Raw genomic sequence first — 25,219 nt, 5'->3', positions numbered from 1 at the left:
CTACGATTTGGCGGCCCGCTCAAGCGCGGCCTTGTTGAAAACTCTCAGTCCCAGGTCGTGGCGGTAGCCGTGGATCTCGCTCACGTCGAGCGCGCGCATGAAGGCGAGGATCTCGGCGCTGATGACCTGCCCGGGCATCAGGATCGGGAAGCCTGGCGGGTAGGGAATGACGAAGGAGGCGGAGACAAGTTCCTCCCCCGCTTCGGCGCGCTCGACCAGCTCCTTGCTCAGTTCCTCGTAATCGCAGTTGTCCTCGTCATAGGCGAGGAAGAAGGCGCTGCGGATATCGCCCGCAGGCGTGCCCTCGGCACTTCGGAACGCGTCGTGGAAGCGCGAGAAGTCGGGCAGCGGTGGTACATGTTCCACAAGGCTCGTCACCCGCCGCTCGAAGGCCAGCCGCTCCATCCGGGAGGCGTCGTCGAGAAGCTCGTCCAGGTCCTTCGCGATCTCCACCAGAACCTCGATCAGATAGGCGACGGAGGATCGCGTCGTCCCGATGTTGGTCATGAAAAGGACGGTATTGCGGGAGGTCTTGTTGATCTGGATCCCGTACTTGTCCATCAGGATGCGCGTCTTGAAGGTGTCGCCATCCCAGCCGGTGCCGCCCACCGCCAGCGTGATCCGGGTCGGGTCCAGGACGAACTCGTCCTGCGCCCAGCTGTGCCAGATGTCATGCCAGCCCTGTTCGGGGTCATAATAGCTGGTCATGCCGCTTTCACGGTAATCGGCCGGGATCATGTCGCCGGCGGTCAGGACGCGGAAATACTTCTTCAAGAGCGGATGGGTCGCGACCGCGCGCCGGATCGACATCGCGCTTTCGATCTGGCGCTGGACGAACTCGAACCCCTCAAGCTCGACCTGCCTGCGGCCCACGTCGAGCGAGGCGATGATCTGGTAGTTGGGGCTGGTTGAGGTGTGGGTCATGTAGGCTTCGTGGAAGCTCTGCTCGACCTCGCCCTTGAAGTCCTGATCGTTGACATGGATCATCGAGCCCTGCCGGAGCGCCGTCAGCGTCTTGTGCGTCGAATGGGTCGCATAGACGCGGACGCGGGCGTCGGATGGGGGAACCAGCCGGGTCTTGATCCAGACATCGTCCGGCGCGCCCTCCAGCGCCTTCGCCTGCTTTTCATAGGCCTTGGCCGTTTCCGGCCGCCTCAGGCTTTCGCGCAGGTTGTTGGCGGCGTTCATCGCGGTGCGCTGGCGATAGGTCGGACCGAAGCGCGCAAAGGCGAACCAGGCCTCGTCCCAAAGGAAGATCAGGTCCTTCTTGATGGCCAGGCATTCCGAAATCACCCGCTCCACGTCGTAAACGATGCCGTCGAAGGTGCAGTTCGTCAGCAGCACCATCCGCACCTTGTCGAGCTTGCCCGCCGCGCGCAGCGCCAGCAGCTTGCCCTTGATCTCCGACAGCGGCACCGCGCCGTACATCGAATAGGGGTGGAGCGGGTAGCTTTCCATGTAGACGACACTCGCCCCCGCCAGCACCATGCCGTAGTGGTGCGACTTGTGGCAATCTCGGTCGATCAACACGATGTCGCCCGGCCGGACCAACGCCTGCACGACGATCTTGTTGCAGGTCGAGGTGCCGTTGGTTGCAAAGAACGTCTGCTTGGCGCCAAAGGCGCGGGCCGCCAGTTCCTGCGCCTCCTTGATGGGGCCTCGTGGTTCCAGCAGGCTGTCGAGCCCGCCCGAGGTCGCCGAGGTTTCGGCCAGGAAGATGTTGGCGCCGTAAAAGGCGCCCATATCCTGGATCCAGTGGCTGCGGGTGATCGACTTGCCGCGGCTGATCGGCAACGCGTGGAACACGCCGGTCGGCTGCTTGGAATATTCCTTCAGCGCGTTGAAGAAGGGCGTCTTGAAGCGTCGGGCGACGCCGCGCAGGATGTTCAGGTGCAATTCCAGGAAGTCTTCCTGGTTGTAGAACACGCGTCGACAGCGGCCGAGGTCGAGGCCCGCGATCTCCTCCGCCGAACGGTCGGTCACGAGGTAGGCGTCAAGCTCGGGCCGGACCTTGGCGATCAGGCGGCAGGCCTCGGGCCCGTATTCGCTGGGCTCCAGCGCGTCCACGTCCTCGTCATCGCCGACGCGGCGCAGGTATTTGCTGAGAATCTGGAGCGTGTTGCGGGACTTCAGCGTGAGGCCCGGGCGCACCACGACGGCCTGGACGTTGTGGTTGAAGAGGATGCCGATCAGCGCATCCTCAAGCGAGGGGACGATGACGGCTTCGTAGATGAACGAATCCTCGGCGCGGCGCATCCGCTGGAGGCTCGACTTCAGGAACCGCTCCTGCTGTTCGCTGACGTGATCGACGATCATGACCTCGAAATAGGGACGGCCGAGCGCGCGCGCCTCGGGCGCGATGGCGCTTTCGTCCTCGTAGTCGTCTGCGTCCGCCTCCTCCGCCATGAGAGGCACAGTCCGCCGGCGATAGGCACCCGAGGTCAGGGCGCGCGCCACGCGGCGGATCAGGATGGTCAGGTCCTCGAAATTGCGGTTGTCGAACAGGCGGCGCAGGTGTTCGAAGGCGTTTGCGCCCGGGAAGGCCCAATAAAGCTCGATGGGGGCTAGGGCCTCGAAAAGCTCCTGGACCGAGGCCAGGATCTTCTGCCCCTGCCTGCCCTCCACACCATGCCGGCTCAACGCCTCGACCGCTTCGCGCAACGCGCTCCATCTGTCGGCCCGAAGCTGAGTGGCGCTGTAGTAATCGCCTATGCCCGGGATCTTGCGGCCGTGCGGCTGAGCGTTCATGGATCCTCCCTCCATGGCGACGCCTCAGGTGGCGTCTAGTCGTTGGTCGACCTCTCTTCCAGATAGGTCAGTTGTGCGCTTGTCGTCTGCGGCTGCGTCAGCGCCGAAAGGGCGCTGCGCGGGTTGTCGGTGTGCACGCCCAGGCGCGATCCCTGCTTGGGCATGGTCAGCGGGCCCAGCGTGTGGAGATAGGCGTCCACCCCGCTGCTGCGGTCGTAGACGGAAAACTCCGCGTCGCGGTCGCGGAAGCTCTTGAGGACCTGGCCCAGGCCCTTGATCCCGGTTTCGCGCTGGCGGCGGACGTAATCGAGGTCAATCTCGATCGGGAAGATGTCCTCCTGCCCGGCCGACTGGTGCAGGACGGTCGCCGTCGGGTCCACGACCAGCGACCGGCCGACCCCGCCCGCGCCCAGCCCGTTCACGTCGAAGACGTAGCACTGGAACTGCGCCGCCGTTGCCCGTGCGATCGCCAGTTCCGCGTCGCGGTCGGTGGTGCCGGTCAGGACCGGGTGCAAGAGCACCTCCACCCCCTGCGATGTCAGTTGCCGCGTGGTTTCCGGGAACCAGATGTCGTAGCAGATCGACAGGCCGAAGCGTCCGACGCCCGGCACGTCGAAGACGCAAAAGTCCGTTCCCGCAGAGATCCCGGCCTCATAGGGGCGGAAGGGGAACATCTTGGAGTATTTGGCGACGATCTCCCCCTCGGGGTTGATCACGACCGAGGTGTTGAAGATGCGCCCGTCGGGGGTCTTCTCGAACATCGAGCCGGGGATCAGCCAGATGCCGAAGCGCCGCGCATCCACACAGAACTGGTCCAGCACCTGGTTGGGGAAGGGTTGGGCGTAGTGGTCCAGCGGACCGAAGGGCGCAAGCTCGGAGAACAGGATCATCTGTGTCCAGGGGAACCGCGCCATCGCGATCTCGATCCGGTGGCGCATGGCCTCGACATTCGAATGGACCGCCGCGACATGCATCTGGATGCCGGCTATGGCGAAAGGCGTCATTCTTGGAATTGCTCCGTTCGTGCGCTGTTTTTCAAGTGATTGCACACATTGCCGCAGCGTACCAGAGCCACGGCGCAACCCGAAGGCCAGGTTGCCCCTGCGTCAACCTGGTGGGATGCGGTCTGCCCCGGCCAGCCCGCAGAGCCCGAGTTCCGCCGCGTTTGTCCCCGGCACCTCTCCGGCCGATGGGCCGCTTTGCACGGCGATCCGCTGCCCGCCTTTCGCGCTTGAAAGCACATGGAGGCACCGGTCGCCCAGGTAGGAACCGGCCTGAAGGCACGGGCAGCGTGGTCTTGGCCCAGCCCGAGGGGCCGAGCCGCGAACAGAACTCCCCCCGGGTAAGGCAAACGGTCGCGTGATGCGAACGAAGGTCTGCCAGGGGTTGGAGCCCAAATCACTCGACGCCTTGAGGGCGCGACATCAGGACCGAGAGGCAATCGGGCAGGCAGATCACGACATGGCCCGCGGCCCCCGACCCGCGTGACATCGGCGACACAGAGGTGCCGATGTCGATGCTCGGCGGGCGTGCCGTTTGCGGGGGCGTCGGCCAGGACTGCATCGCCCCGGATCAGTTCGACGCGGGCGTGGTGGAGATGAAGAAATAGACCCACTCCCCCTTGAAGTCGGGGTCGGCTGCGCGGGCCTCGGCAACGGCGGATTTCAACCAGACGAGATAGGGGCCGGCTGGCTCGACGATCGGGCGTGGCTGGTCGGACAGACGGGCGGAGGCCGCGAAGGCCACCGCGATCTCCTGTCCGAAGGGCGGGCCGACGGTGATGCGGAAGGCCGCCGCGCCGTTGTCGCCGCCGACAACCAGCCGCGAGGCGGGCTCCAGCCGCGTCAGCGCCGCGTAGTCCGACGGAACGAGATGCACGACATTGCCGTCGGCATCGAAGAAATCGACATAGACGAAGGCCGGGTAGTCTGGCGTCACGAGGTCGAAGGTCAGCCGCTCACCCTCCGCATAGCCATAGTCGCGCGCCTGGGCGTTCTCGCCCACCAGCCGTTCGTCGGTATCCTGATCGGTCGATTGCGGCAGGCCGGCCTCCGCGATCCCGGACAGCGCCCCGCATTGCGGGCGCGGCAGGACGAGCACGTTGTCGGTCACCGGGATGGCCCCGCCCATCTGGGCGCGCAGCGCCTCAAGCACCGGGTCGCGCAGCCCGTCCTCCGGCACATGGCCGCGCAGTTCCAGCACGCCCGTTTCGGGGATGAACGCGGCCTGGAGGCGCGCGCAGGGGACAGCGGCCAGCAATTCGCCGATCGCGTCGCGCGCGTCCCCGGCGTTCGATTGCGAGGCCGCCGTATCGCCGGGCCGCATGAAGGACTGGATCGCGGCGAGCGAGACGGGATCGACGGTCGCGTCCTCCCCCCCGCTCCAGGCAAGCGCGGCGGTCGCGCGCTCGCCCGGGAGATCCGAGGGGGCGGCGCGTTCGGCCGAAGGGGCAGAGGGCGGGACCGTCGCGGCCTCCGGAGCGACGGTCTGCGTCCGGTCGCCGGGGGAAGGGACGGTGGTCGCGGCAGGCCCCGCGACGGGCGCGGCGGCCAAAGTTGGCGCGGGCGGGGCGGGGGTGGGCGCCATGGCAGCAGGGGCGGCGACGGCGGCAAGCCGCGCGGCCGCCGCCGGGGCCGCGCTCGCGCGCGAAGGCTCAAGGGCTGCCGGTTCCGCCCGGACCACCGGCACCGCGTCCTGCCGCGCCATCACGCCGGTCGCGGCGGTCTGCGCCGCGGCCTCGCCCTCGGCGGTCTTGGGAACCGCGTCGGCGTGGGCGACCTCGTAGGTGGTCATCTCCAGCTTTGCCTCCGGCATGGGCTGGTCCTCGACAGGTTGAGGCGCCCAAAGGCCCGGCAGCATCAGGACCGCGGCCGCGTGAAGCGCCAGCGACGCCGTCCCGCCCGCAAGCCAGACTGCCGGGGCGCGCATCACGGCGCCTTCGGGGTGACGATCAGGACGATGTCCCGCACCCCCATGGCGTCAAGCTTGCCGGTCAGCGCCAGCGTGTGACGCAGTTCCGCGTCGCGATGCGCGTTGATGCGCACGACCAGCGAAGGGTCGCGGGCGACGGCAGCCGCCAGCGCGGCGTCGATCGCGGCCGGGTCCATCGGGTGCCCGTTCAGGGCCATGCGCCCGTCGGCGGCGATTGCCACCGTCTCGCCCCCGGCGGGAAGATTCTGCCCGGTCTGCGCGGTCGAGGGGAAGACCATGAAGGGCGCCGTCGCGTCCATCCGCCCGATCAGCATGAAGAAGATCAGCAGGAACAGCACCACGTCGATCAGCGCAACGATGGTCTCGTGCTCGGGGCGGGAGGGCGCGCGGCGCAGCTTCATGGCGCCTCCTTCAGGCGCACGATCCGCAGGCGTTGGACGCCCGCGCGCGTCGCCATGTCCATGACCGAGACCAGCGCCTGTGTCGGTGCATGACCGGATGGCAAGATCAGCACCTGAAGCCCGGCGTCCGCCGCCAGCCGTTCGGACAGAAGGGCCCTGAAGCCCATGGCATCAAGATCTTGCGCCCCGACCCTGAGCGCCCCGTCCGCGCCGATGCGGACGAAAACCAGGCCCGGCGCGTCGGAAGGGGCCGCCGACGGCGCAGGTGGCGCATCGTCCTGGCGCTCGACCATCGGCACCATGTCGAGGTCGAGGTAGCTTGAGGTCACCATGAAGAAGACCAGCAGGATCAACATCACGTCGATCATCGGCACCAGGGAGATCAGCCGCTGTCCCTTGGGTCTTCGCCGCAGTTCCATGCGCCCGTCCCCTTTCGGACCTCAGCTTTCCAGGTGGTGGCCGTCGGCGGCCACCAGAAGCGCGCCGACCGACTGCTCGATCAACGCCGCCGCACCTTCGGCGCGTCCGGACAGAAGCGAGGCCGCGATCGCCGCCGGGATGGCCACGACAAGCCCCGCCGCTGTCGTCAGAAGCGCCTGCCAGATCCCGCCCGCCAGGACCGAGGCATTGGCTGCCCCCTCGGCCGCGGCAAGTTCCTGGAAGGACTGGATCATGCCGGTGACCGTGCCAAGAAGGCCCAGAAGCGGGCTGACCATCGCGATCAGCTCCAGGATCCGGATGTGGCGGGTCATGCGGTCCAGCTCCGCATTGCCGCGCCGCGTCATCTCGGCCAGCAGGCGTTCGCGCGGCATGCCTGCGGTCAGCGCCGCCATGGCCGCGGCCGTTACCCGGTCGGCCGGGGATCTGCCCGAGAGCACGGCCGCGCGCGCGCCGGTCGTATCGCCCGAGGCCCATGTCGCGATCGCCGCCCGGCGCGCGGCCTCGCCCGACCGGCAGGTCCACAGGTCCAGCGTCTTGACGACGATCAGCGCGAGCGAGGCGACCGAAAGGATCGCCAGCACCACCATGATCGGCCCGCCCGAGCGCAGCACATCGAGGGAGAGGCCGCCCATCGTCATTCAACCAGCCGCGCGCTGGTCTTGGAGGACAGCGCGAGGAACGAATAGCAGTCCACCGGATCGGCGTTCTGCGGCTTGCAGGCGGGGATGTCGTGCATGAGGATCTCGGAGATGGACTCACAGCCCAGCCCCGGGATCTCGAAAAGCTTCAGCGTCGTGCGGTGGGCGGGCAGCGGGGCCGCGTCGATCGTCAGCAGCCGGTCGATCACGCCGCCCGCGTTGAGGATCGCAAGCGACATCTCGAACCCTTCGAGGGCCAGGCCCGTGTCATTGCGAAAGAGGAAGAAAGCCCTGCAGCCCCCGCCCTCGGCGGGCTCGAACTTGTTCAGTTCGACCGTCAACCGGCCCTCTTGGGCGGCGACGGAGGTGGCCTGCGCGATTGCAAGTGCGACGCCGATGGAAATTTTCCGAATTTTTCCCATTCCTCGTTCCCCTGTCCTGGTTCTAAGCTTCACCTCGGGCACAACGCCTGTGTCGAAACTAGAAACGGCGAGAACGAGGATACGGTCAAGAAGCTTTGCCGCGAAATACTTTAGATCCGGCTGCGCCCTAATTTTGACATATTTGAGGCTTTGCAACGTGTCACGAAATCGCCAATAGTATAGATTAACGTAGCGTAACAAGAAACGATGGCGTAGCCGCAAGACGCGCCCCGACAAGCCGCTACGAGTGGAGGGAACATGGACGTTACGTCGCTTCTTCGAAGCTTCGGTGACGCTGCGCCAAGCGGAGAGAATCTGGAATACGATCCGGTTTTCACCGAAATGGAACTTGCCGCGGCGCCGGGCGAAGAGCGCCAGATGGGCGACAGCGTGCTTGCCGCCGAGGAGCCTGACTGGCGCGAGGTCGCCGAAAAGGCGACGGCGGTACTGGAGCAGAGCCACGATCTGCGTGCGGCGGTCTTCCTGGCGACGGCGGAGCTTGCGACCCGCGGCCTTGCCGGGTTCGCCGATGTGACGGGCTATATTCGGTCCTGCCTCCAGGACTACTGGGAAACCTGCCATCCTCAGCTTGACGCCGATGACGACAACGACCCGACGATGCGGGTGAATGCCGTTCTGGCGCTGGCGGATGCGAACACGGTCCTGCGCGGCCTGCGCCGCGCGCCGCTGACCGACAGCCGCGCCTTCGGCCGCTTCAACCTGCGCGATATCCAGATCGCCGAGGGCGAGATTGTCGCCGGTCCTGAGGACGAGAACGTCCCCGATTCCACTCTGATCGGAGCGGCTTTCCAGGAAACCGGCCCCGAGAAGCTGGGCGCGCTGCGGGCCGCCGCCGAACAGGCCGCCGAGAACGTCAAGGCGATTTCCGTAAGATTCGATGAGATGACGCCCGGCCAGGGGCCGGAGCTGGATCCGCTGGTGCGGATGATGAACCAGATCGTGGCGCGGCTGCGCAACGCCACCGGCGGCGGCGGGGCCGAGGCGGCGGCCGAGGAAGAGGGCGCGACCGAGGACGCGGCACCCGCAGCGGCACCCCGGGCAGGGCAGCCCGCGGCGGCAGCGGGCGGCGGGGCGATCAATTCGCCCAACGATGTCTCGAACGCGCTTGACCGCATCATCGCCTATTACAAGCGCGCGGAGCCTTCGAGCCCGGTGCCGCTTTTGCTGGTGCGCGCGAAGCGCCTCGTAAATGCCGATTTTATGACAATCATGAAGGATATGGCGCCGAGAGGCGTGGAGAACGTCAACCTCATTGGCGGCCTCGACGACGACTGATCAATTTTCAACGACCAAAGGCCCCGGTGACCGGAGCGGCAGGAAGTAAGAGGGAGTTCTAGATGGCGGGAAGTTCACAGAAGTTCATCGCGCGCAACCGCGCACCAAGGGTCCAGATCGAATATGACGTTGAGCTTTATGGCGCCGAGAAGAAGGTGCAACTGCCCTTCGTCATGGGCGTCATGTCCGATCTTGCCGGCAAGTCCGAGGCGCCGCAGCCGGGCGTGGCCGACCGCAAGTTCCTGGAAATCGATGTCGATAACTTCGATGACCGCATGAAGTCGATGAAGCCGCGCGCGGCCTTCACGGTGCCGAACACCCTGACGGGCGAGGGCAACCTTGCGGTGGACATCACCTTCGAAAGCATGGACGACTTCTCACCCGCCGCGATCGCCCGCAAGGTCGAACCGCTGCGCAAGCTGCTGGATGCGCGCACCCAGCTTTCCAACCTGATGACCTACATGGACGGCAAGACCGGGGCCGAGAACCTGATCGGCAAGATCATCCAGGACCCCACGCTGTTGAAGGCGCTGGCCTCGACGCCGGCGCCGAAGGCTGACGAAGCGGAAGGGACGGAGTAAGAGATGGCCGAAGCAGAACAAGTCCAATCCGGCGCCGCGACGGAAACCACCTTCGGGTCGTCCGATTTCGCGAACCTCCTCCAGAAGGAGTTCCGCCCCAAGTCCGACCAGGCCAAGTCGGCCGTCGAACAGGCGGTCAAGACGCTGGCCCAGCAGGCGCTGGAAAATACCGCGCTGATTTCCGACGACGCGTTGCGCTCGATCGAGAGCATCATCGCGGTGATCGACGAGAAGTTGACCGAGCAGGTCAACCAGATCCTGCACCATGAGGATTTCCAGCAGCTCGAAAGCGCCTGGCGCGGTCTGCACTACCTGGTGAACAACACCGAGACCGACGAGCAACTCAAGATCCGCGTCATGAACATCTCCAAGAAGGACATGCACAAGACGCTGCGCAAGTTCAAAGGCACGGCCTGGGACCAGTCGCCGATCTTCAAGAAGGTCTATGAGGAGGAATTCGGCCAGTTCGGCGGCGAACCCTACGGCTGCCTCGTGGCCGACTACCACTTCGACCACTCGCCCCCCGATGTCGAGCTTCTGGGTGAGATGGCCAAGATCGCCGCGGCTGCCCATGCGCCGCTGATCACCGGCGCCAAGCCGACGCTGTTCCAGATGGACAGCTGGTCGGAACTGGCCAACCCGCGCGACCTGACCAAGATCTTCCAGACGCCCGAATACGCCTCCTGGCGGAGCCTGCGTGAAAGCGAGGATTCGAAATACGTGGGCCTCGCGATGCCGCGGTTCCTTGGCCGTCTTCCCTACGGCTCCAAGACCGACCCGGTCGAGGAGTTCTCCTTCGAGGAGGATACCGACGGGGCGGATTCCAGCAAGTACGGCTGGGTCAACGCCGCCTACGGGATGGCGGTGAACATCAACCGTTCGTTCAAGCAATACGGCTGGTGTTCGCGTATTCGCGGGATCGAGTCCGGCGGTGCCGTGGAAAACCTGCCGTCGCACACTTTCCCGACCGACGACGGCGGCGTGGATCAGAAGTGCCCGACCGAGATCGCGATTTCCGACCGGCGCGAGGCGGAACTGGCCAAGAACGGGATGATGCCGCTCATCCACCGCAAGAACTCCGACGTGGCGGCCTTCATCGGGGCGCAGTCGCTGCACAAGCCCGCCGAATATGACGACTCGGACGCGACGGCGAACGCGAACCTCGCGGCGCGGCTGCCCTATCTCTTCGCCACCTGCCGCTTCGCGCACTATCTGAAGTGCATCGTCCGCGACAAGATCGGCTCCTACAAGAGCCGCACGGACATGCAGGCCTGGCTTCAGGACTGGATCAACCAGTACGTCGACTTTTCCTCCGACACCTCGGCGGAAAGCGAAAAGGCCAAACGCCCTCTCGCCGCGGCCGAGGTCGTGGTCGAGGAGGTCGAGGGCAATCCCGGCTATTACACGTCGAAGTTTTTCCTAAGACCGCACTATCAGCTTGAGGGGCTCTCGGTGTCGCTTCGTCTCGTCTCGAAGCTCCCGTCGGAGAAAGGCTGACTTCGGGGCGGCCCGCAGAGGGTCGCCCTGCAAAAACAATATATGTCCATATCTGAAACTCAGGAGATCACAAAATGTCGTTTGACGCTTTCTGCTACTCGACCACGAACGCCGAAGACATTCCCGGCGAAACCCAGGACGAAACCTATGCCGACAAGAAGGCATTCGAGATCATTTCCTTCGAACTCGGTGCCGAGAACAACATCAACATCGGTTCGATCTCGGGCGGCGGCGGCGCCGGCAAGGCGACCTTCAAGGAAGTGTCGATCACCAAGAAGACTGACACCGCGTCGACCGGTCTTTTCCACGCGCTGGTGACCGGCAAGCACTTCGACAACATGTTCATCGAACTGCGCCGTTCGGGCGCCGAAGACACCAAGTCGGGCGGAAAGTTCATGGTCTTCGAACTGCAAATGGTGATGGTGCAGGATATTTCCTGGTCCGGCTCGGACGGTGACGATGTCTGCGAGGAGACCGTCGTGCTCCAGTACGGCGCGATCAAGATCCACTACTACCCGCAGGATACCAAGGGCAAGATGGCTGGCCAGCCCAAGGAAGCCTATTGGAACCGCGTCAAGAACAACAAGTCGATGATCTACTGATCACGGCCTGACGGGCTGCCCGAGGCTTCGGGCGGCCCGCATCATTCTGAATACGAGTTTCCGGGAAGGACCGATTATGCGCGCCGAAGAACTGTTGAGGGCAGGGGACCTGGACGGCGCCCTTCAGGAACTGCAGGCCGAGGTGCGCAAGCGCGCGTCGGATGCCAAGCTGCGCATCTTCCTCTTCCAGCTTCTCAGCGTGCGCGGCGACTGGACCCGTGCCATCGCCCAGTTGAAGCTTTCGGCCGAAATGGAACCCTCCGCCGTGCCGATGGCCCAGACCTACCGCGAAGCGATCATCTGCGAGGTCTTCCGCGAAAAGGTCTTCGCCGGGGAAAAGGTCCCGCTGATCTTCGGCGAGCCGCAGGAATGGGCCGCCCTCATGGTCGAGGCGACGAAGGTTCTTGCCCAGGGACATCCCGAGGAGGCCGCGCGCCTGCGCGAACGCGCGTTCGAGGCCGCGCCGGCGGCCCGGGGCGAGATCAACGGCATGCCCTTCGACTGGATCGCCGATGCCGACATGCGGCTGGGCCCACTTCTGGAGGTCATCGTCAACGGCCGGTACTTCTGGATGCCCTTCACCGCCATCGGCTCGATGATCGTCGAGCCGCCGAAGGACCTGCGCGACTGCGTCTGGATGCCGGCGACGATGACGCTTCGCAACGGCGGGGATGTCGTCGCGCTGATCCCGACGCGCTATGCCGGCACCGTCGCCTTGGGCGATGACGCCGCCAAGCTCGCGCGCGCGACCGAATTCCGCGACGCCGGGGCTGAAACCTTTCTGGGGGTCGGGCAGCGGCTTTTGGCGACCGATGCGGGTGACACGCCCCTCATGGAACTGCGGACACTGACCATCCACCAGGACGACGGCGGGGAAGCGGGGGCCGATGGCTGACCTGACGATCACCGAGCGGCTCCAGCCGTCTCTTCTCGACAGGCTGACTGACACCGACCCATCGAACCCGAACGAGACGCGCGACAGCCGCGTGATCGACATTCGACGGCTGCGCGACATCATCCAGCGCGACCTTTCCTGGCTCTTGAACTCGCAGAACGCCGATACGCTGATCGACGCGGTCCGCTATCCCAACGCCTCGGAATCGGTCCTCAACTACGGGCTGAAGGAGGTCTCTGGGGAGTATTCCTCGCTCGAACGGGCGCAGATGATCCGCAGCGCGATCAGCCGGGCGATCTCGCTTTTTGAGCCGCGCATCGCGCCCGGATCGCTCGACGTGGAACTGCTGCCCGGCGACAGCCTGCGCCAGTCCATCGTCACCTTCGAAATCCGCGCCGACATGTGGGCGCAGCCGGTCCCGATGGAGCTTTACCTGCGCTCGGAGGTCGACGTGACCACGGGCGAGCTGACGCTGGAACGGAGGGGCTGATGGATACCCGGCTTCTGCGTCATTACGAGGGCGAACTTGCCTTCCTACGCGAGATGGGCGCGGAATTCTCCAAGGCCTTCCCGAAGGTCGCCGCGCGCCTTGGCATGGAGGGGCTGGAGGTCGTCGATCCCTATGTCGAGCGCCTGCTGGAAGGCGTGGCCTTCCTGTCGGCAAGGGTGCAGCTTGAGCTTGAGTTGCAGTTCCCCGCGCTGACCTCGCATCTTCTGGAAATCGTCTATCCCCACTACTTGGCGCCGACGCCTTCGGTCATGGTGGCCTCGTTCAAGCCGGACCCCAGCAAGGCGCCCATGGCCGACGGGTTCACGATGCCGCGCGGCACGACGCTGCGCAGCAAGATCGCCGAGGGCGCGCAATCCGCCTGCCAGTTCCGCACCGCGCAGGACGTGACGCTCTGGCCGATCGAGATCGCGGAGGCGGAATATATCGACGGGCGCGGCGAACTGGTCGCGGCGGGTGTCGCAAGGGACGTGGAGGCGAAGGCCGGTATCCGGCTGAGGCTGCGGACGCTGGGCCAGGTGCCGATGGCGAGCCTCGCGCTCGATCGGCTGACGGTGTTTCTCAACAGCCAGTCCGGGGCGAACTGGCAGTTGCACGAGCTTCTCTGCACCGAGGTGACGGGCCTGATTGGCCGGTCCACGGACCGCCGCGCGGACTGGACGCTGCAACTGCCCGACGGCGCCGCCGAGCCGCGCGGTTTCGCCCGCAACGAGGCCCTTTTGCCGACGCCCAGGCGGTCCTTCGATGGCTACCGGCTGCTGCAGGAATATTTCGCGATGCCCGAACGGTTCCATTTCGTGGACCTTTGCGGGCTGCAACCGGCGGTCCGGAAGTCGGCGAACGACCAGCTCGACATCTACATCCTGCTGCGCGAGGGGCGGCCAAGCGTCGCGCCCGCGATTTCCCCCGACGCGTTCACGCTTTTCGCGACGCCTGCGGTCAATCTGTTCCAGCGCCGTTGCGACCGCATCCACCTGAAGGCGAGCGACATCGAACAGCATGTCGTCGCGGACCGCACAGCGCCCCTCGATTACGAGGTCTACCAGATCGAGAGCGTGACCGGCATCAGCGGTGAGGGCGAGGATGACGTGCGCTTCCGCCCCTTCTACTCCTCCGACGACTTCACGGCGGCGGGCGATGTCTGGCCCGCCTATTACACCCAGCGTCGGCGCATGCGGCAGCGGTCCGAGAAGGAGCGCCTGCGGGGGGTGCGCACCTCCTACCTCGGGTCGGAGATGTATGTGTCCCTGGTCGACAGCCGCCAGGCGCCTTTCTCGGCGAATCTGACCCAGCTGGCGGTCACGGCGCAATGTACCAACCGCGACTTGCCGCTGCTTCTGGCGACGGGGGCGGACAACGTCTTTCACCTGCCCGACGGCGGGCCGGTCAAGACCGTCCGCACGCCGGTCCCGCCGACGCGGCCGAGGCCCACCATGGCGCAGGGCGACACCGCCTGGCGGCTGATCAGCCATCTGAGCCTCAATTATCTATCGGTGGCCGACACCGCCCAGGGCGGCGGGATCGCGGCGCTCAAGGAGTTGATCGGCATCTATGCCCCGCAGGGCGACCGGGTGATGGAAAAGCAGCTTGAGGGCATCCTGTCCGTCACCAGCCGCCCCATCGTCCGGCGCATCCAGGACGAGGTCCTGTCGACGGCGATCCGGGGCATCGAGATCAAGATCGACTTCGACGAGGCCTTCTTCGAGGGGACCAGCGTCTATCTGCTGGGGGCAGTCCTTCAGAGGTTTTTCGAGAAATACGTGGCCGTGAACAGTTTCACCGAAACCGTCCTGACCACCCACCAAAGAGGAGAGATCGCGCGATGGCGTCCGGCGAAGGGGCTCGGCCGGATCATCTGACGCATCTCGCGCAGCTGACCGACGCCCCCCAGTCCTTCCACATTTTCCACGCCCTTCGCGTGATCGAGGCGGCGTATCCCGCCTCGCCGCGCCTGGGTGAAAGCCGCCGGCCGTCGCAGGACCGCGTGCGCCTGGGGCAGGAGGCGGAGCTGGCCTTCCCGCCATCGACCATCGCCGGGTTCGAACCGCCGACGGAGGCCAACCCGGGTCGCCTGACGAACCGTTTCTTCGGGCTTTTCGGCCCGCAAGGCCCGCTGCCGTTGCACATGACCGAATATGCCCGCGACCGTCAGCGCAATCACCGCGATCCGACCTTCGTCGCCTTCGCCAACATGCTGACGCATCGGATGATGGGCCTGCTCTATCGCGCCTGGAGCGCGGGGCAGCCGGCGCCGTCGTTCGACCGGCCGCAGAACGACCCGGTCCAGCGCAAGGTCGCCGCGATCTCCGGCCACGTTGGCAAGGGGATGGCGGAGCGCGATCCGATGCCGGATCTGGCCAAGCGCTATTTCGCCGGGCACCTGTCCGTCGGCGCGAAGAATGCCGAGGGGCTGGTTGCGGTGCTATCGGCCTTCTTCCGCGTGCCGGTCCATCTGCGCCAGTTCGTGGGCTCCTGGCTGGAACTGGAAGCGGACGACCGCTGGCAGCTTGGCGCGCGCGCCGGGTTGGGGCAGGCGACGAGCATCGGCCAGAAGGTCTGGTCGCGCAGCGCCAAGTTCCGCGTGATGATAGGCCCGCTGACGCTGGACGACTACAGGCGCCTCCTGCCCGGCGGCGCCTCGCTTGCGCGGGTCGAGGCCGTGGTGCGCAACTACATCGGCGATACGCTGGACTGGGATGTGAACCTGATCCTGAAGGCGGAAGAGGTTCCCCGGGCGCGGCTCGGGGCGGATACGCAACTGGGCCAGACCTCATGGATTGGCAGACGCGCGGCAACGGGCGACGCGGACGACCTCTGCGTCGTGCCGCGGTCGCGATTGGGATAACGGGACCGGCCAGGGCCGGCCCAGCGGAGGGAGTGAGAGGATGAGCGAGATCAGCAGGGTTGCCCTTTTCGGCAAATTGAACCGCCTGGCCTATCAGGCGATCGAAAGCGCGACCGTCTTTTGCAAGATGCGCGGAAACCCCTATGTGGAACTGGTCCACTGGCTGCACCAGATCCTGCAAGGGCAGGACAGCGACATCCACCGGATCATCCGCCACTACGACCTCGACGCTGGCCGGATCGCCGCCGACATGACCCGCGCGCTCGATGCCCTGCCGCGCGGGGCGAGCGCGATTTCGGACCTGTCCGAGCACCTTGACGATGCGACGGAACGTGCCTGGGTCTACGGCTCGCTCCAGTTCAACTCGGGCCAGATCCGTACCGGCTTCCTGATCCTGGGGATGCTGCGCACCAAGCATCTCAAGGCGATCCTGACCGGCATCTCGGGCGAGTTCGGCAAGATCAAGGCCGACGATCTGGCCGAGAACTTCGTCAAGGCCGTCGAGGGTTCGCCCGAGGATGGCCTGCGCGCGCAGGACGGCTCGGTCATGGGCGGGGGCGCGGAACCGGGCGAGGCCTCGGGCGCCCGTGCGCCCGCGCAGATGGGCAAGGAAGAGGCGCTGGCGCAGTTCTGCACCGACATGACTCAGCAGGCGCGCGACGGCAAGATCGACCCGATCGTGGGCCGTGACGAGGAAATCCGCCAGGTGGTGGACGTGCTGATGCGGCGGCGGCAGAACAACCCGATCCTGACCGGCGAGGCCGGGGTGGGCAAGACCGCCGTGGTCGAGGGCTTTGCGCTCCGCATCGCGCGGGGCGATGTGCCGCCCTCGCTGAAGGACGCGCGGCTTCTGTCGCTGGATGTTGGCCTGCTGCAAGCCGGCGCCTCGATGAAGGGCGAGTTCGAGAACCGCCTGCGCCAGGTCATCGAAGAGGTTCAGGCAAGCCCTGTGCCGATCGTGATGTTCGTCGATGAAACCCATACACTGGTGGGCGCGGGCGGCGCAGCGGGCACGGGCGATGCCGCCAACCTGCTGAAGCCGGCGCTGGCGCGTGGGACGCTACGCACCATCGGCGCGACGACCTGGGCCGAATACAAGAAGCATATCGAGAAGGACCCTGCGCTGACCCGCCGCTTCCAGGTGGTGCAGGTCGAGGAGCCGGATGTGCCGAAAGCCATCCGCATGATGCGCGGCATCGCCTCGATGCTGGAAAAGCACCACCGCGTGCAGGTGCTCGACGAGGGGATCGAGGCGGCGGTGTCGCTTTCAGCCCGCTACATCCCGGCCCGGCAACTGCCCGACAAGTCCGTCAGCGTGCTGGATACCGCCTGCGCGCGCGTGGCGATCAGCCAGCATGCCGTTCCGGCCGAGGTCGACGATGCCCGCAAGCGGATCGAGGGGCTCCAGATCGAGCTGGACATCATCGATCGGGACGCGACCGCGGGTTATGACGTCACCGAGCGCCGGGCCGCGGTCAGCCATGCCAAGACCGAGGAGGACGCACGGCTGGCAGAGCTGAACGACCGCTGGGAAAAGGAAAAGGCGGTGGTGGAGGAGATCCTCGCCATCCGCGCCAAGCTGCGCGAGGGCGGCGCCCCGGTTGACGCGCCCGATGCCACCGGCGAGGAGGCGGCGCAGGCCAGCCCGCTTTCGGCGGAGGAACGCGCCAAGCTGGTCGAGGACCTGCGCGCCAAGAACGCCGAGCTGACCGGTATCCAGGGCGAAAGCCCGCTGATCCTGCCGATCGTCGACGCGCAGGCCGTCGCGACCGTGGTCGGCGACTGGACCGGCATCCCCGTCGGGCGCATGATGAAAGACGAGATCGATACGGTCCTTCACCTGGAAGAACACCTGGCCAAGCGGGTGATCGGGCAGGATCACGCCATGAAGATGATCGCCAAGCGCATCCGCACCAGCCGCGCGGGGCTCGACAACCCCTCCAAGCCCATCGGCGTATTCATGCTGGCCGGCACCTCGGGCGTGGGCAAGACCGAAACCGCGCTGGCGTTGGCGGAGCTGCTTTATGGCGGCGAGCACAACGTCATCACCATCAACATGTCCGAATACCAGGAGGCGCACACCGTGTCCTCTTTGAAGGGCGCGCCTCCGGGCTATGTGGGCTATGGCGAGGGCGGCGTGCTGACCGAGGCGGTCCGGCGCAAGCCCTATTCGGTCGTCCTTCTGGACGAGGTCGAAAAGGCCCACCCGGATGTGCACGAGATCTTCTTCCAGGTCTTCGACAAGGGCGTGATGGAGGACGGTGAGGGGCGTCTGATCGACTTCAAGAACACCCTGATCCTGCTGACCTCGAATGCGGGGTCCGACCTGATCATGGATCTCTGTTCGGACCCCGATCTGATGCCCGACCCGGAGGAGATCGCCAAGGCGTTGCGCGACCCGCTGCTGAAGATCTTCCCGGCGGCGCTGCTGGGGCGCTTGGTCACGATCCCCTACTATCCGCTGTCGCCCTCGATGATCGCCGCGATCACGCGGCTCCAGCTTGACCGGATCAAGAAGAGGGTGAAATCCACGCATAATGTCCCCTTCTCCTATACCGATGGGGTGGTGGATACGATTGTCTCACGCTGCCAGGAACTGGAGAGCGGCGGCCGCATGATCGACGCGATCGTCACCAACACGATGCTGCCCGACATTTCGGGTGAGTTCCTGAAGCGGATGATGGCGGGCGAGGCAGTCAGCAAGGTCGCGATCGACGTGAGCGAGGGTGAGTTCACCTACGCGTTCGACTGACACTGGAGACGGGAGGTCCATATGGCCGGCAAGAAGACGATGGTGGCGGAACTGGACGTCAGCCCTCGGGCGGAGTTCACCAAGAAGTCGAAGGACTGGGTTAAGTCGAACCCAGACCTGGAGAAGCTTTTCAAGGAGCACCTGAAGCACTCCGAATCTCTGGAGCTCGACGACTCGAAGTGGAGCGAGAAGAAGCTGGCCAAGGCCCTCGAAGGCCTGGTCGTCTATGAACTCAAATACCTCGCCTCGGCGGTAGGCAACGCGCAGAAGGAAGCGGAGAAATCGCCCGAAAAGCTGAAGAAGATCATTGGCAAGGATCTTCCCGCCGCCCTGAAGGACGCGGAGAAGCTTATTCGCAAGAAGTGCAAGAAAGCCCTCGAGGAGCTTAAGACCGCAGGCGCCGTCGAAGAGAAGAAGTTCCTGAAAGAGGGGCTGGATTTCGTCAGGGAGATTTCGTCGGTGTCCCTGAAAGGCGTATTCAGCACGCCTGCGGACGATATCACTGCCGCCTACAATTCGCTCATCAAGGAATTGACCAAGGCAGAGGCAGACGATGCCCTTGCCAAGGACGAAGAGGACGACAAGAAGAAACGGGCGGTCCAGAAGGCCGCCGACAAGCGCAGGGACGCCGCCTATACCCGCTGCGCGCGCTCGATGAAGCAAGTGGAAGACAAGTACGAAAAGAACTTGAAGCAGATCACTTCTGCGATCGACGCGCTGAAGGATTTTCGCAAGAACCTTAAGCGGATGGATATTCCGGAAGTCGAAGGTTTCGCCAAAGACGTGGACAGCAAGATCCCAGCGATGGAGGATCTGCGAAAGCAACTTCTAAAGTTCAAGAATTATCTCGTGGATGCCTGCGGCGAAGTCGAGGCTGGCAGGGACGACTGCGACAACGTCAAGAGCGATCTCAAGGACTTTGAACGGAAGACCGGCGGTCTTGACAGCAAGGCCGACAAGGCGCGCAAGGATTTTTCGGAATTGGCCGGGCATTTCAAGCGGGTCGAGTCGAAACTGAAGTAACGTCGCCAGCGGGTGGGCTGGTGTGACCGGGGGAGACGATGGAAGGCAACGGTGTCGCAAGCCAGGAAGGATCGCTGAGGGAAGCGGTGCGGGCTTTCGTGGAGCGGGAAAGCGTTCGAAACGGCATTCTGGCCGTAATCATCTTCAACGCGATCACCCTGGGCATTTCCACCGCCGACTGGGCCAGGACCAGCCTGGGCGGCGTGCTACCCGTCATCGACAACCTGGTACTGACGATCTTCGTCATCGAACTGGCGCTCAAGTTCTTCGCCTACAGGCTATCCTTCTTCCGCTCCGCCTGGAACATCTTCGACCTTGCGGTCGTGACCGTGGGCCTTCTGCCGGCGACCGAAAGCCTGTCGGCGCTGCGCGCGCTGCGCGTGATCAGGGCGCTGCGCCTCTTGTCGATCGTACCGCAGATGCGGGCCGTCGTGCAGGCGCTTTTCGACGCGCTGCCGGGCATGGGGGCGGTCATCATCATGCTGGGGATCGTCTATTACGTATTCGGGGTCATGGCGACGATCATCTTCGGCGCGGCCTTCGACGAATGGTTCGGCACCCTCGGGCGTTCGCTCTACTCGCTCTTCCAAATCATGACGCTGGAAAGCTGGTCCATGGGCATCGTCCGCCCCGTGATGGAGCAATTCCCCTATGCCTGGGCCTTCTTCGTGCCCTTCATCATCATCACTGCATTCTCGGTCCTGAACCTTTTCATCGGCCTTCTGGTCAACACCATGCAAAGCGCGGTGGAGGCCGAGGAACAGCAGGAATTCGAGGTGCTGCGGGAGCTTGTCCGCAGCGAGACGGACCAGGTCGATGCGCATGTCCTCGAACTTCGGGACGAAATCAGCGCGCTGAGGCGAGAGATCGCCGCCATGCGGGGGGCGGGGAATGGCTAGCGGATCGCAGAAGTTCATCGCCCGCAACCGCGCCCCGCGCGTCCAGATCGAATACGATGTGGAGCTTTACGGCGCCGAGAAGAAGGTGCAACTGCCCTTCGTCATGGGCGTGTTGTCCGATCTGGCCGGCAAGTCGGCCGTGCCCCAGCCCGCCATAGGCGACCGCAAGTTCCTTGAGATCGACGTCGACAACTTTGACGAGCGGATGCGCGCGATGGCGCCGCGCGCCAGTTTCACGGTCGCGAATACCCTGACGGGCGAGGGCAGCCTTGCGGTCGATCTGACCTTCGAGAGCATGAACGATTTCTCCCCCGGCGCCGTCGCGGCCAAGGTGGAGCCGCTGCGCGCCCTGCTGGAGGCGCGCACCCAGTTGCAGAACCTTCTGACCTATATGGACGGAAAGGCCGGGGCCGAGGGGCTGATCGAGAAGCTTCTGACCGATCCCGCGCTTCTGTCCGCGCTGGCGAACGGAGCGGTCGCGTCCCCCTCGGACGACGCCATCCTAGAGCGGATGCGGCAGGATGCGCCCGCTGATGGGCCTGAGGGCGATGCCGCCGCCGATGTGCTCGCCGCGTTGCGCGCCGCCCCGCAGGCGGAGGAGGCCCCGGACCGGACGGAGGACGCGCTTGCCGCGCTGCGCGCCGCCGCGCCGGCGGCGACCGTGGAACGCGACGATACCGCTGATATCCTGGGGGGGCTTGCCGCGACTGGCGTGGGGATGCCAGAGCCGGAGCGGGACGACACCACGGCGGACACGCTGGCCGCCTTGCGCGATGCCGCGCCTGCAGATGAGGCGCCGGCCGATACGACCTCGGACACGCTCGCCGCGCTGCGCGATGCCGCGCCGCAACCGGTTGAGGAAGCGGATACGACCCAGGCGGTGCTGGCCGGGCTGGCGGAGCAGTCCGTGCCCGACGCGGACCCGGATACGGCGACAGACGACGCGCTGGCCGCTCTGCGCGATGCCGCACCGGCGGACGAAGCGGTGGAAGACGACCAAAGCGCGGGGATCCTTGCCGGCCTGCGCGACGTGGCCCAGCCGGATGAACTCGCTGATGACGGTACCGACGACATCCTTTCAGGATTGGCCAGAGTCGCCGTCGAAGACGCAGCGCTGGACCACGGCACGGATGATATTCTGGCCGGGATCGCCACGGGCGGGACCGGTGACGCGCCCGCAGACGATGGTGCAGAAGACATTCTGGCCGGTCTTGCGGGCCTGGGCGGCGAGGACACTGTTGAGCCTGACCTCACGGACGACATCCTTTCGGGGCTGTCGGCAACGGAACCCTCGGGTGAGGCCGAGGACGACCGCACGGGCGATGTCCTCGCCTCGCTCCGCGATCTGCCGGTCGAGGAGGCGGCAGAGGAGGATGCGACAGACCTTCTGGCCGAGCTCGCCGCGGGCGTAGAGGCGGACAGGCCCGCCGACGATGGAACGGGCGATATCCTTGCCGGTCTGGCAACGGCGGCCGTTGACGATGCGACCGATGGGGACGGCGTCGATGACATCCTCGCCGGCCTTGCAGGCGTGAGCGGCGAGGACACCCCGGCGGAACCTGATGCCACGGAGGATATCCTTTCCGGGCTGGCGACGGGCGCCGTGGAGGAAACCGCAGAAGGCGATGGCGCGGAGGACATCCTTGCCGGAATCGCTGCCGGTGGCACCGATGACCTGCCCGCAGGCGATGATGCCGATGACATCCTGGCCAGTCTCGCGGGGGTGGGCGGAGAGGACGCCGTGGAACCGGATGCCACGGAAGACATCCTGGCCGGCCTTGCGACGGCCGAGGGCGAAGAGGAGCCCGCTGGCCTGGAAGCGGACGATATCCTGGCCGGGCTGGGGACGGTTGCGGACGATGACGGGCCCGCCGATGACGGGCGCTCCGACGATGGAGCCGACGACATCCTCGCGGACCTTGCGGCCTTCGATGAGGGGATTGAGGAGGTCGATACGAGCGCCGACGATGTGCTGAGCGCATTGGGCGGGGCCGCACTGGAGGAAACGGCTGAAGAAACGGATCAGGATAACGTGCTCGCCGGTATCGCCGCGCCCTCCGGGGAAACGGAGGTGCGCGCCGCCAACGACGATCTGGACGACCTTCTCGGCGACCTGGGCCAGGAGGCGGCTGAGGCCGGGATGTCGGAGACGGATGCACTGGCCGATATCCTGACCGATCTTCCCGCCCCGCTCCCAGATGCGCAACCCGCCGATGAAGGTGCCGATGACCTGCTGGCGGACCTGCTGAACCCTACGGCAGAGGCGGAGTCCGATGACGCGTCGGACCTCGACGCGCTGTTGTCGGATACGGGGGCGGAGGATTCCGGCTTCGAACTGGATGCGCTGCTCGCCGGGGCGGAGGAGGATGCGTCCGGCCTTGACGCGTTGCTGGCGGATACGGGGGGCGGGGATCCCGGCTCCGATCTGGACGCGTTGCTCGCCGGGGCGGAGGAGGATGCGTCGGACCTCGACGCGCTGTTGTCGGATACGGGGGTGGAGGCTTCCGGCTCCGATCTGGATGCGCTGCTCGCCGGGGCGGAAGACGACGTGACAGATACGGCCGACGCGGTGCCATCGGCACCCGAAACACCGGAGGCAAGTGCGACGGCCGCGCGGGCGGTGCAGCATCCAAACGGCTTCATAACCGCGCCGCGCCCGGCGCCGGAGGAGTTGCGGCGGACCGGCTTCCGCATGGCGATCTTCGGCGATTTCACCGGTCGTGCGGCGCGCGGTCTGATCGAGCCGGGCGATGGGCTGGCCCACCGCCGGGCGATTCCGCTTGACGTCGATACGGTCGAAGAGGTGATCGAGGGCTTCGCCACCGATCTTGTCCTGCCCGTCGGACGGGACGGCGCCGGGATCAAGGTCAGCCTGACTGACCTCGACAGCCTGCATCCCGACGAACTTTTCGACAACGTCGAGATTTTCTCGGGCATCTCCGGGCTGCGCCAGAGGTTGAAAAGCACCTCTCTCGCGCCTGCCGCGATGGCACAGTTGCAGAAATGGGGCGAGGCGCATGGCCAGAGGCTTGCCCCGCCGCGCCGGTCCTCCGCCGGTTCGGCGGTGCCCGCGAACCTGAAGCTCGGGGCGTTCCAGCAGTTGATCGGCGATACCGGCGGGCGGCTGACCCAGGCCTCCCCCATCGACGACATGGTGGCGCGCATCATCGGTCCGCATGTGACCGAGGCCGCGAACCCTGACGCGGGCGCGATGCTGGCGGCGGTGGATGCGGCGCTGTCTTCCGCCATGCGGCTGATCCTGCATCACCCGGAGTTTCAGTCGGTCGAGGCGCTCTGGCGCTCGCTCGACTTCCTGGCGCGCCGGATCGAGACGGACGTGAAGCTGACGATCGACCTCTATGACGTCTCGGCCGAGGAACTGGCGGTCGATCTGGCGGCCGACGACGACCTGTCGGAAAGCGGGTTCCTGCGGCTTTTGACGGAACGCCCGCTGGGCGAAGAGGGGCCGGGCGGCTATTCCGCGCTTTTCGGGCTTTACACCTTTGAGGAAACCCCGCCGCATGCGGAGCTTCTGGCGCGGATCGCGCAGGTGGCGGCGCATGTGGACGCGCCCTTCTTCACCGCGATTTCGCCGGCCTTCCTGGAGGTCGCGAAAGAGGATCGCCATCCGCTCGTCGCCAAGGCCTGGGATGCCCTGCGGGCGCTGCCGGAGGCCGCCTATCTGGGCGTCGCGACCCCACGCTTCCTTCTGCGGCGGCCCTATGGCGAACGAACCGACCCCGTCGATGCCTTCGATTTCGAGGAATTCACCGAGGCCGAGGGCCTGTCGGGCATGCTCTGGGCGAACCCGGTCCTGCTAGTGGCGGTGCTGCTGGGCATGGGCTGGTCGAAGCATGGTAAGCAGATGAGCCTCGGGTCGGTCATGTCGATCGGCGATATCCCCTTCCACTACGTCAAGGATCGCCACGGCGATCAGGTCGCGCTGCCGCATACGGAGCGGAACCTGACCACCTCGAAGGTTCAGAACGTGGTCACGCGCGGCTATCAGCCGGTGCTGTCGATCCGGGGAAGGGACGAGATTCGCCTCGGTTCCTTCCAGTCGCTGGCGGGCGAAGAGATCCGTGGGCGCTGGACCGGTGTGCCGATGCCGCCCAAGGCGCCGCCGCCGACGATGCCCGGCGCGCCCGCAAAGCCAGCCGACATCGAGATGGAGATCCCGGCGCCCGACAGCGGCGGTTCGGACGACCTCGATGCGCTGCTTTCGGGCCTGGACGGCGGCGAGGAGACGTCCGGCGGCGATGATCTTGACGCGCTGCTCGCGGGGTTGGACACCGGTGACGCCACGGGCGTCGACGGGGGTGGGGCCGGCGACGACGACCTCGATGCGCTGCTTGCGGGGTTCGACGACCTGGGGACCTCGGAGACGGGGGACGATGGCATGGACCCCGAACTTGCGGCACTGCTGGAGGGGCTGTGATGGTGACGGGAAACGGGCAGGAACCACGGATGATCCTTCTCAGGATCAACGAAACCTACTGGCTTTATGAGGGGGAGGAGTTCCTGTCCCCGATGCTGAAGGGTGGCGGCTATTTCCCGACGCCGGTGATCTGCTACCGTTTCGAGGACCACCTGACGCTGCGCGCCTTCGTCGGCGCGGGGCGGCCGATGACGGATTTCTGGGGCATCAACCCCGATATCGTGGAGCGGCTTCGCCGCGACGAACATCTATTGGAAAGTGAGCCGCCGCTCGACTGACAGGTCGCGATGGCAGGAGGGTAG

At 65.8% G+C, this 25,219-nt stretch carries 21 protein-coding genes; 13 read left to right on the top strand and 8 right to left on the bottom strand.

The window, feature by feature from the left end; genetic code table 11:
* The 8 genes from OE647_RS07130 to OE647_RS07095 all read right to left on the bottom strand — a co-directional run bounded on the left by OE647_RS07130 (window position 1) and on the right by OE647_RS07095 (window position 7,581).
* The gene (locus tag OE647_RS07130) at window positions 1-2,748 is read right to left on the bottom strand and encodes an aminotransferase class I/II-fold pyridoxal phosphate-dependent enzyme (protein ID WP_263721028.1); all 2,748 of its coding nucleotides are present in this window, start codon (window positions 2,746-2,748) and stop codon (window positions 1-3) included.
* Between the two features lie 35 nt (window positions 2,749-2,783).
* Window positions 2,784-3,752, bottom strand: a complete 969-nt coding sequence (locus OE647_RS07125) for a carbon-nitrogen hydrolase family protein (protein WP_263721027.1) — start codon at window positions 3,750-3,752, stop codon at window positions 2,784-2,786.
* Between the two features lie 394 nt (window positions 3,753-4,146).
* On the bottom strand, window positions 4,147-4,311 hold the full coding sequence (locus tag OE647_RS07120) for a hypothetical protein (protein ID WP_263721026.1): 165 nt from the start codon (window positions 4,309-4,311) through the stop codon (window positions 4,147-4,149).
* 9 nt (window positions 4,312-4,320) lie between these two features.
* The gene (locus tag OE647_RS07115) at window positions 4,321-5,676 is read right to left on the bottom strand and encodes a DUF4384 domain-containing protein (protein WP_263721025.1); all 1,356 of its coding nucleotides are present in this window, start codon (window positions 5,674-5,676) and stop codon (window positions 4,321-4,323) included.
* A complete protein-coding gene (locus OE647_RS07110) occupies window positions 5,676-6,080 on the bottom strand; it encodes an ExbD/TolR family protein (protein WP_263721024.1) in 405 nt (134 codons plus the stop codon). The genes OE647_RS07115 and OE647_RS07110 overlap by 1 nt, the downstream gene beginning before the upstream one ends.
* A complete protein-coding gene (locus tag OE647_RS07105; protein ID WP_263721023.1) occupies window positions 6,077-6,499 on the bottom strand; it encodes an ExbD/TolR family protein in 423 nt (140 codons plus the stop codon). Before OE647_RS07105 ends, OE647_RS07110 begins: the two co-directional genes overlap by 4 nt.
* A gap of 21 nt (window positions 6,500-6,520) precedes the next feature.
* The gene (locus tag OE647_RS07100) at window positions 6,521-7,159 is read right to left on the bottom strand and encodes a MotA/TolQ/ExbB proton channel family protein (RefSeq protein ID WP_318527937.1); all 639 of its coding nucleotides are present in this window, start codon (window positions 7,157-7,159) and stop codon (window positions 6,521-6,523) included.
* On the bottom strand, window positions 7,156-7,581 hold the full coding sequence (locus OE647_RS07095; RefSeq protein ID WP_263721022.1) for a hypothetical protein: 426 nt from the start codon (window positions 7,579-7,581) through the stop codon (window positions 7,156-7,158). The genes OE647_RS07100 and OE647_RS07095 overlap by 4 nt, the downstream gene beginning before the upstream one ends.
* Window positions 7,582-7,839: 258 nt before the next feature.
* Here OE647_RS07095 and tssA point away from each other — a divergent pair, with 258 nt between their 5' ends.
* From tssA to OE647_RS07025, 13 genes are all read left to right on the top strand, one after another.
* A complete protein-coding gene (gene tssA / locus OE647_RS07090; RefSeq protein ID WP_263721021.1) occupies window positions 7,840-8,877 on the top strand; it encodes a type VI secretion system protein TssA in 1,038 nt (345 codons plus the stop codon).
* A gap of 62 nt (window positions 8,878-8,939) precedes the next feature.
* Window positions 8,940-9,458: a type VI secretion system contractile sheath small subunit gene (gene tssB, locus OE647_RS07085; protein WP_263721020.1), complete on the top strand. Its 519-nt coding sequence runs from the start codon at window positions 8,940-8,942 to the stop codon at window positions 9,456-9,458.
* A gap of 3 nt (window positions 9,459-9,461) precedes the next feature.
* The gene (tssC, locus tag OE647_RS07080; protein ID WP_263721019.1) at window positions 9,462-10,955 is read left to right on the top strand and encodes a type VI secretion system contractile sheath large subunit; all 1,494 of its coding nucleotides are present in this window, start codon (window positions 9,462-9,464) and stop codon (window positions 10,953-10,955) included.
* Window positions 10,956-11,029: 74 nt separating this feature from the next.
* A complete protein-coding gene (locus OE647_RS07075; RefSeq protein WP_263721018.1) occupies window positions 11,030-11,557 on the top strand; it encodes an Hcp family type VI secretion system effector in 528 nt (175 codons plus the stop codon).
* A 76-nt stretch (window positions 11,558-11,633) separates the two neighbouring features.
* Window positions 11,634-12,452, top strand: a complete 819-nt coding sequence (locus OE647_RS07070) for a type VI secretion system accessory protein TagJ (protein WP_263721017.1) — start codon at window positions 11,634-11,636, stop codon at window positions 12,450-12,452.
* Complete coding sequence (gene tssE / locus OE647_RS07065; RefSeq protein ID WP_263721016.1) at window positions 12,445-12,942, top strand: type VI secretion system baseplate subunit TssE; 498 nt, start codon at window positions 12,445-12,447, stop codon at window positions 12,940-12,942. Before OE647_RS07070 ends, tssE begins: the two co-directional genes overlap by 8 nt.
* A complete protein-coding gene (gene tssF / locus OE647_RS07060) occupies window positions 12,942-14,819 on the top strand; it encodes a type VI secretion system baseplate subunit TssF (RefSeq protein WP_263721015.1) in 1,878 nt (625 codons plus the stop codon). Before tssE ends, tssF begins: the two co-directional genes overlap by 1 nt.
* Window positions 14,783-15,805, top strand: coding sequence for a type VI secretion system baseplate subunit TssG (gene tssG, locus OE647_RS07055; protein ID WP_263721014.1), 1,023 nt, complete (start codon window positions 14,783-14,785; stop codon window positions 15,803-15,805). The genes tssF and tssG overlap by 37 nt, the downstream gene beginning before the upstream one ends.
* A gap of 40 nt (window positions 15,806-15,845) precedes the next feature.
* Complete coding sequence (gene tssH / locus OE647_RS07050; protein ID WP_263721013.1) at window positions 15,846-18,557, top strand: type VI secretion system ATPase TssH; 2,712 nt, start codon at window positions 15,846-15,848, stop codon at window positions 18,555-18,557.
* A gap of 21 nt (window positions 18,558-18,578) precedes the next feature.
* A complete protein-coding gene (locus tag OE647_RS07045; protein WP_263721012.1) occupies window positions 18,579-19,580 on the top strand; it encodes a hypothetical protein in 1,002 nt (333 codons plus the stop codon).
* A gap of 38 nt (window positions 19,581-19,618) precedes the next feature.
* Entirely contained in the window at window positions 19,619-20,479 is an 861-nt protein-coding gene (locus OE647_RS07040; protein WP_263721011.1) for an ion transporter, read from the top strand.
* Window positions 20,472-24,917: a type VI secretion system contractile sheath small subunit gene (gene tssB, locus OE647_RS20140; protein ID WP_412174931.1), complete on the top strand. Its 4,446-nt coding sequence runs from the start codon at window positions 20,472-20,474 to the stop codon at window positions 24,915-24,917. The genes OE647_RS07040 and tssB (OE647_RS20140) overlap by 8 nt, the downstream gene beginning before the upstream one ends.
* Window positions 24,917-25,195: a hypothetical protein gene (locus tag OE647_RS07025; RefSeq protein ID WP_263721010.1), complete on the top strand. Its 279-nt coding sequence runs from the start codon at window positions 24,917-24,919 to the stop codon at window positions 25,193-25,195. The genes tssB (OE647_RS20140) and OE647_RS07025 overlap by 1 nt, the downstream gene beginning before the upstream one ends.
* Window positions 25,196-25,219 lie beyond the last annotated feature (24 nt).

This window comes from Albidovulum sediminicola, assembly GCF_025751575.1.
Taxonomy (GTDB): Bacteria; Pseudomonadota; Alphaproteobacteria; order Rhodobacterales; family Rhodobacteraceae; genus Albidovulum; species Albidovulum sediminicola.
This window is presented reverse-complemented; position numbering and strand designations above follow the sequence as displayed.

What these genes read in the sequence shown, in the direction of transcription:
- tssF (WP_263721015.1), top strand. Translation starts at nt 12,942, where the DNA reads ATGGATACCCGGCTTCTGCGTCATTACGAGGGCGAACTTGCCTTCCTA.
- OE647_RS07115 (WP_263721025.1), bottom strand. Translation starts at nt 5,676, where the DNA reads ATGCGCGCCCCGGCAGTCTGGCTTGCGGGCGGGACGGCGTCGCTGGCG.
- tssB (WP_412174931.1), top strand. Translation starts at nt 20,472, where the DNA reads ATGGCTAGCGGATCGCAGAAGTTCATCGCCCGCAACCGCGCCCCGCGC.
- OE647_RS07120 (WP_263721026.1), bottom strand. Translation starts at nt 4,311, where the DNA reads ATGCAGTCCTGGCCGACGCCCCCGCAAACGGCACGCCCGCCGAGCATC.
- OE647_RS07045 (WP_263721012.1), top strand. Translation starts at nt 18,579, where the DNA reads ATGGCCGGCAAGAAGACGATGGTGGCGGAACTGGACGTCAGCCCTCGG.
- tssE (WP_263721016.1), top strand. Translation starts at nt 12,445, where the DNA reads ATGGCTGACCTGACGATCACCGAGCGGCTCCAGCCGTCTCTTCTCGAC.
- OE647_RS07070 (WP_263721017.1), top strand. Translation starts at nt 11,634, where the DNA reads ATGCGCGCCGAAGAACTGTTGAGGGCAGGGGACCTGGACGGCGCCCTT.
- OE647_RS07110 (WP_263721024.1), bottom strand. Translation starts at nt 6,080, where the DNA reads ATGAAGCTGCGCCGCGCGCCCTCCCGCCCCGAGCACGAGACCATCGTT.
- OE647_RS07075 (WP_263721018.1), top strand. Translation starts at nt 11,030, where the DNA reads ATGTCGTTTGACGCTTTCTGCTACTCGACCACGAACGCCGAAGACATT.
- tssC (WP_263721019.1), top strand. Translation starts at nt 9,462, where the DNA reads ATGGCCGAAGCAGAACAAGTCCAATCCGGCGCCGCGACGGAAACCACC.
- tssH (WP_263721013.1), top strand. Translation starts at nt 15,846, where the DNA reads ATGAGCGAGATCAGCAGGGTTGCCCTTTTCGGCAAATTGAACCGCCTG.
- tssA (WP_263721021.1), top strand. Translation starts at nt 7,840, where the DNA reads ATGGACGTTACGTCGCTTCTTCGAAGCTTCGGTGACGCTGCGCCAAGC.
- OE647_RS07040 (WP_263721011.1), top strand. Translation starts at nt 19,619, where the DNA reads ATGGAAGGCAACGGTGTCGCAAGCCAGGAAGGATCGCTGAGGGAAGCG.
- OE647_RS07105 (WP_263721023.1), bottom strand. Translation starts at nt 6,499, where the DNA reads ATGGAACTGCGGCGAAGACCCAAGGGACAGCGGCTGATCTCCCTGGTG.
- OE647_RS07095 (WP_263721022.1), bottom strand. Translation starts at nt 7,581, where the DNA reads ATGGGAAAAATTCGGAAAATTTCCATCGGCGTCGCACTTGCAATCGCG.
- tssG (WP_263721014.1), top strand. Translation starts at nt 14,783, where the DNA reads ATGGCGTCCGGCGAAGGGGCTCGGCCGGATCATCTGACGCATCTCGCG.
- OE647_RS07025 (WP_263721010.1), top strand. Translation starts at nt 24,917, where the DNA reads ATGGTGACGGGAAACGGGCAGGAACCACGGATGATCCTTCTCAGGATC.
- OE647_RS07100 (WP_318527937.1), bottom strand. Translation starts at nt 7,159, where the DNA reads ATGACGATGGGCGGCCTCTCCCTCGATGTGCTGCGCTCGGGCGGGCCG.
- OE647_RS07130 (WP_263721028.1), bottom strand. Translation starts at nt 2,748, where the DNA reads ATGAACGCTCAGCCGCACGGCCGCAAGATCCCGGGCATAGGCGATTAC.
- OE647_RS07125 (WP_263721027.1), bottom strand. Translation starts at nt 3,752, where the DNA reads ATGACGCCTTTCGCCATAGCCGGCATCCAGATGCATGTCGCGGCGGTC.
- tssB (WP_263721020.1), top strand. Translation starts at nt 8,940, where the DNA reads ATGGCGGGAAGTTCACAGAAGTTCATCGCGCGCAACCGCGCACCAAGG.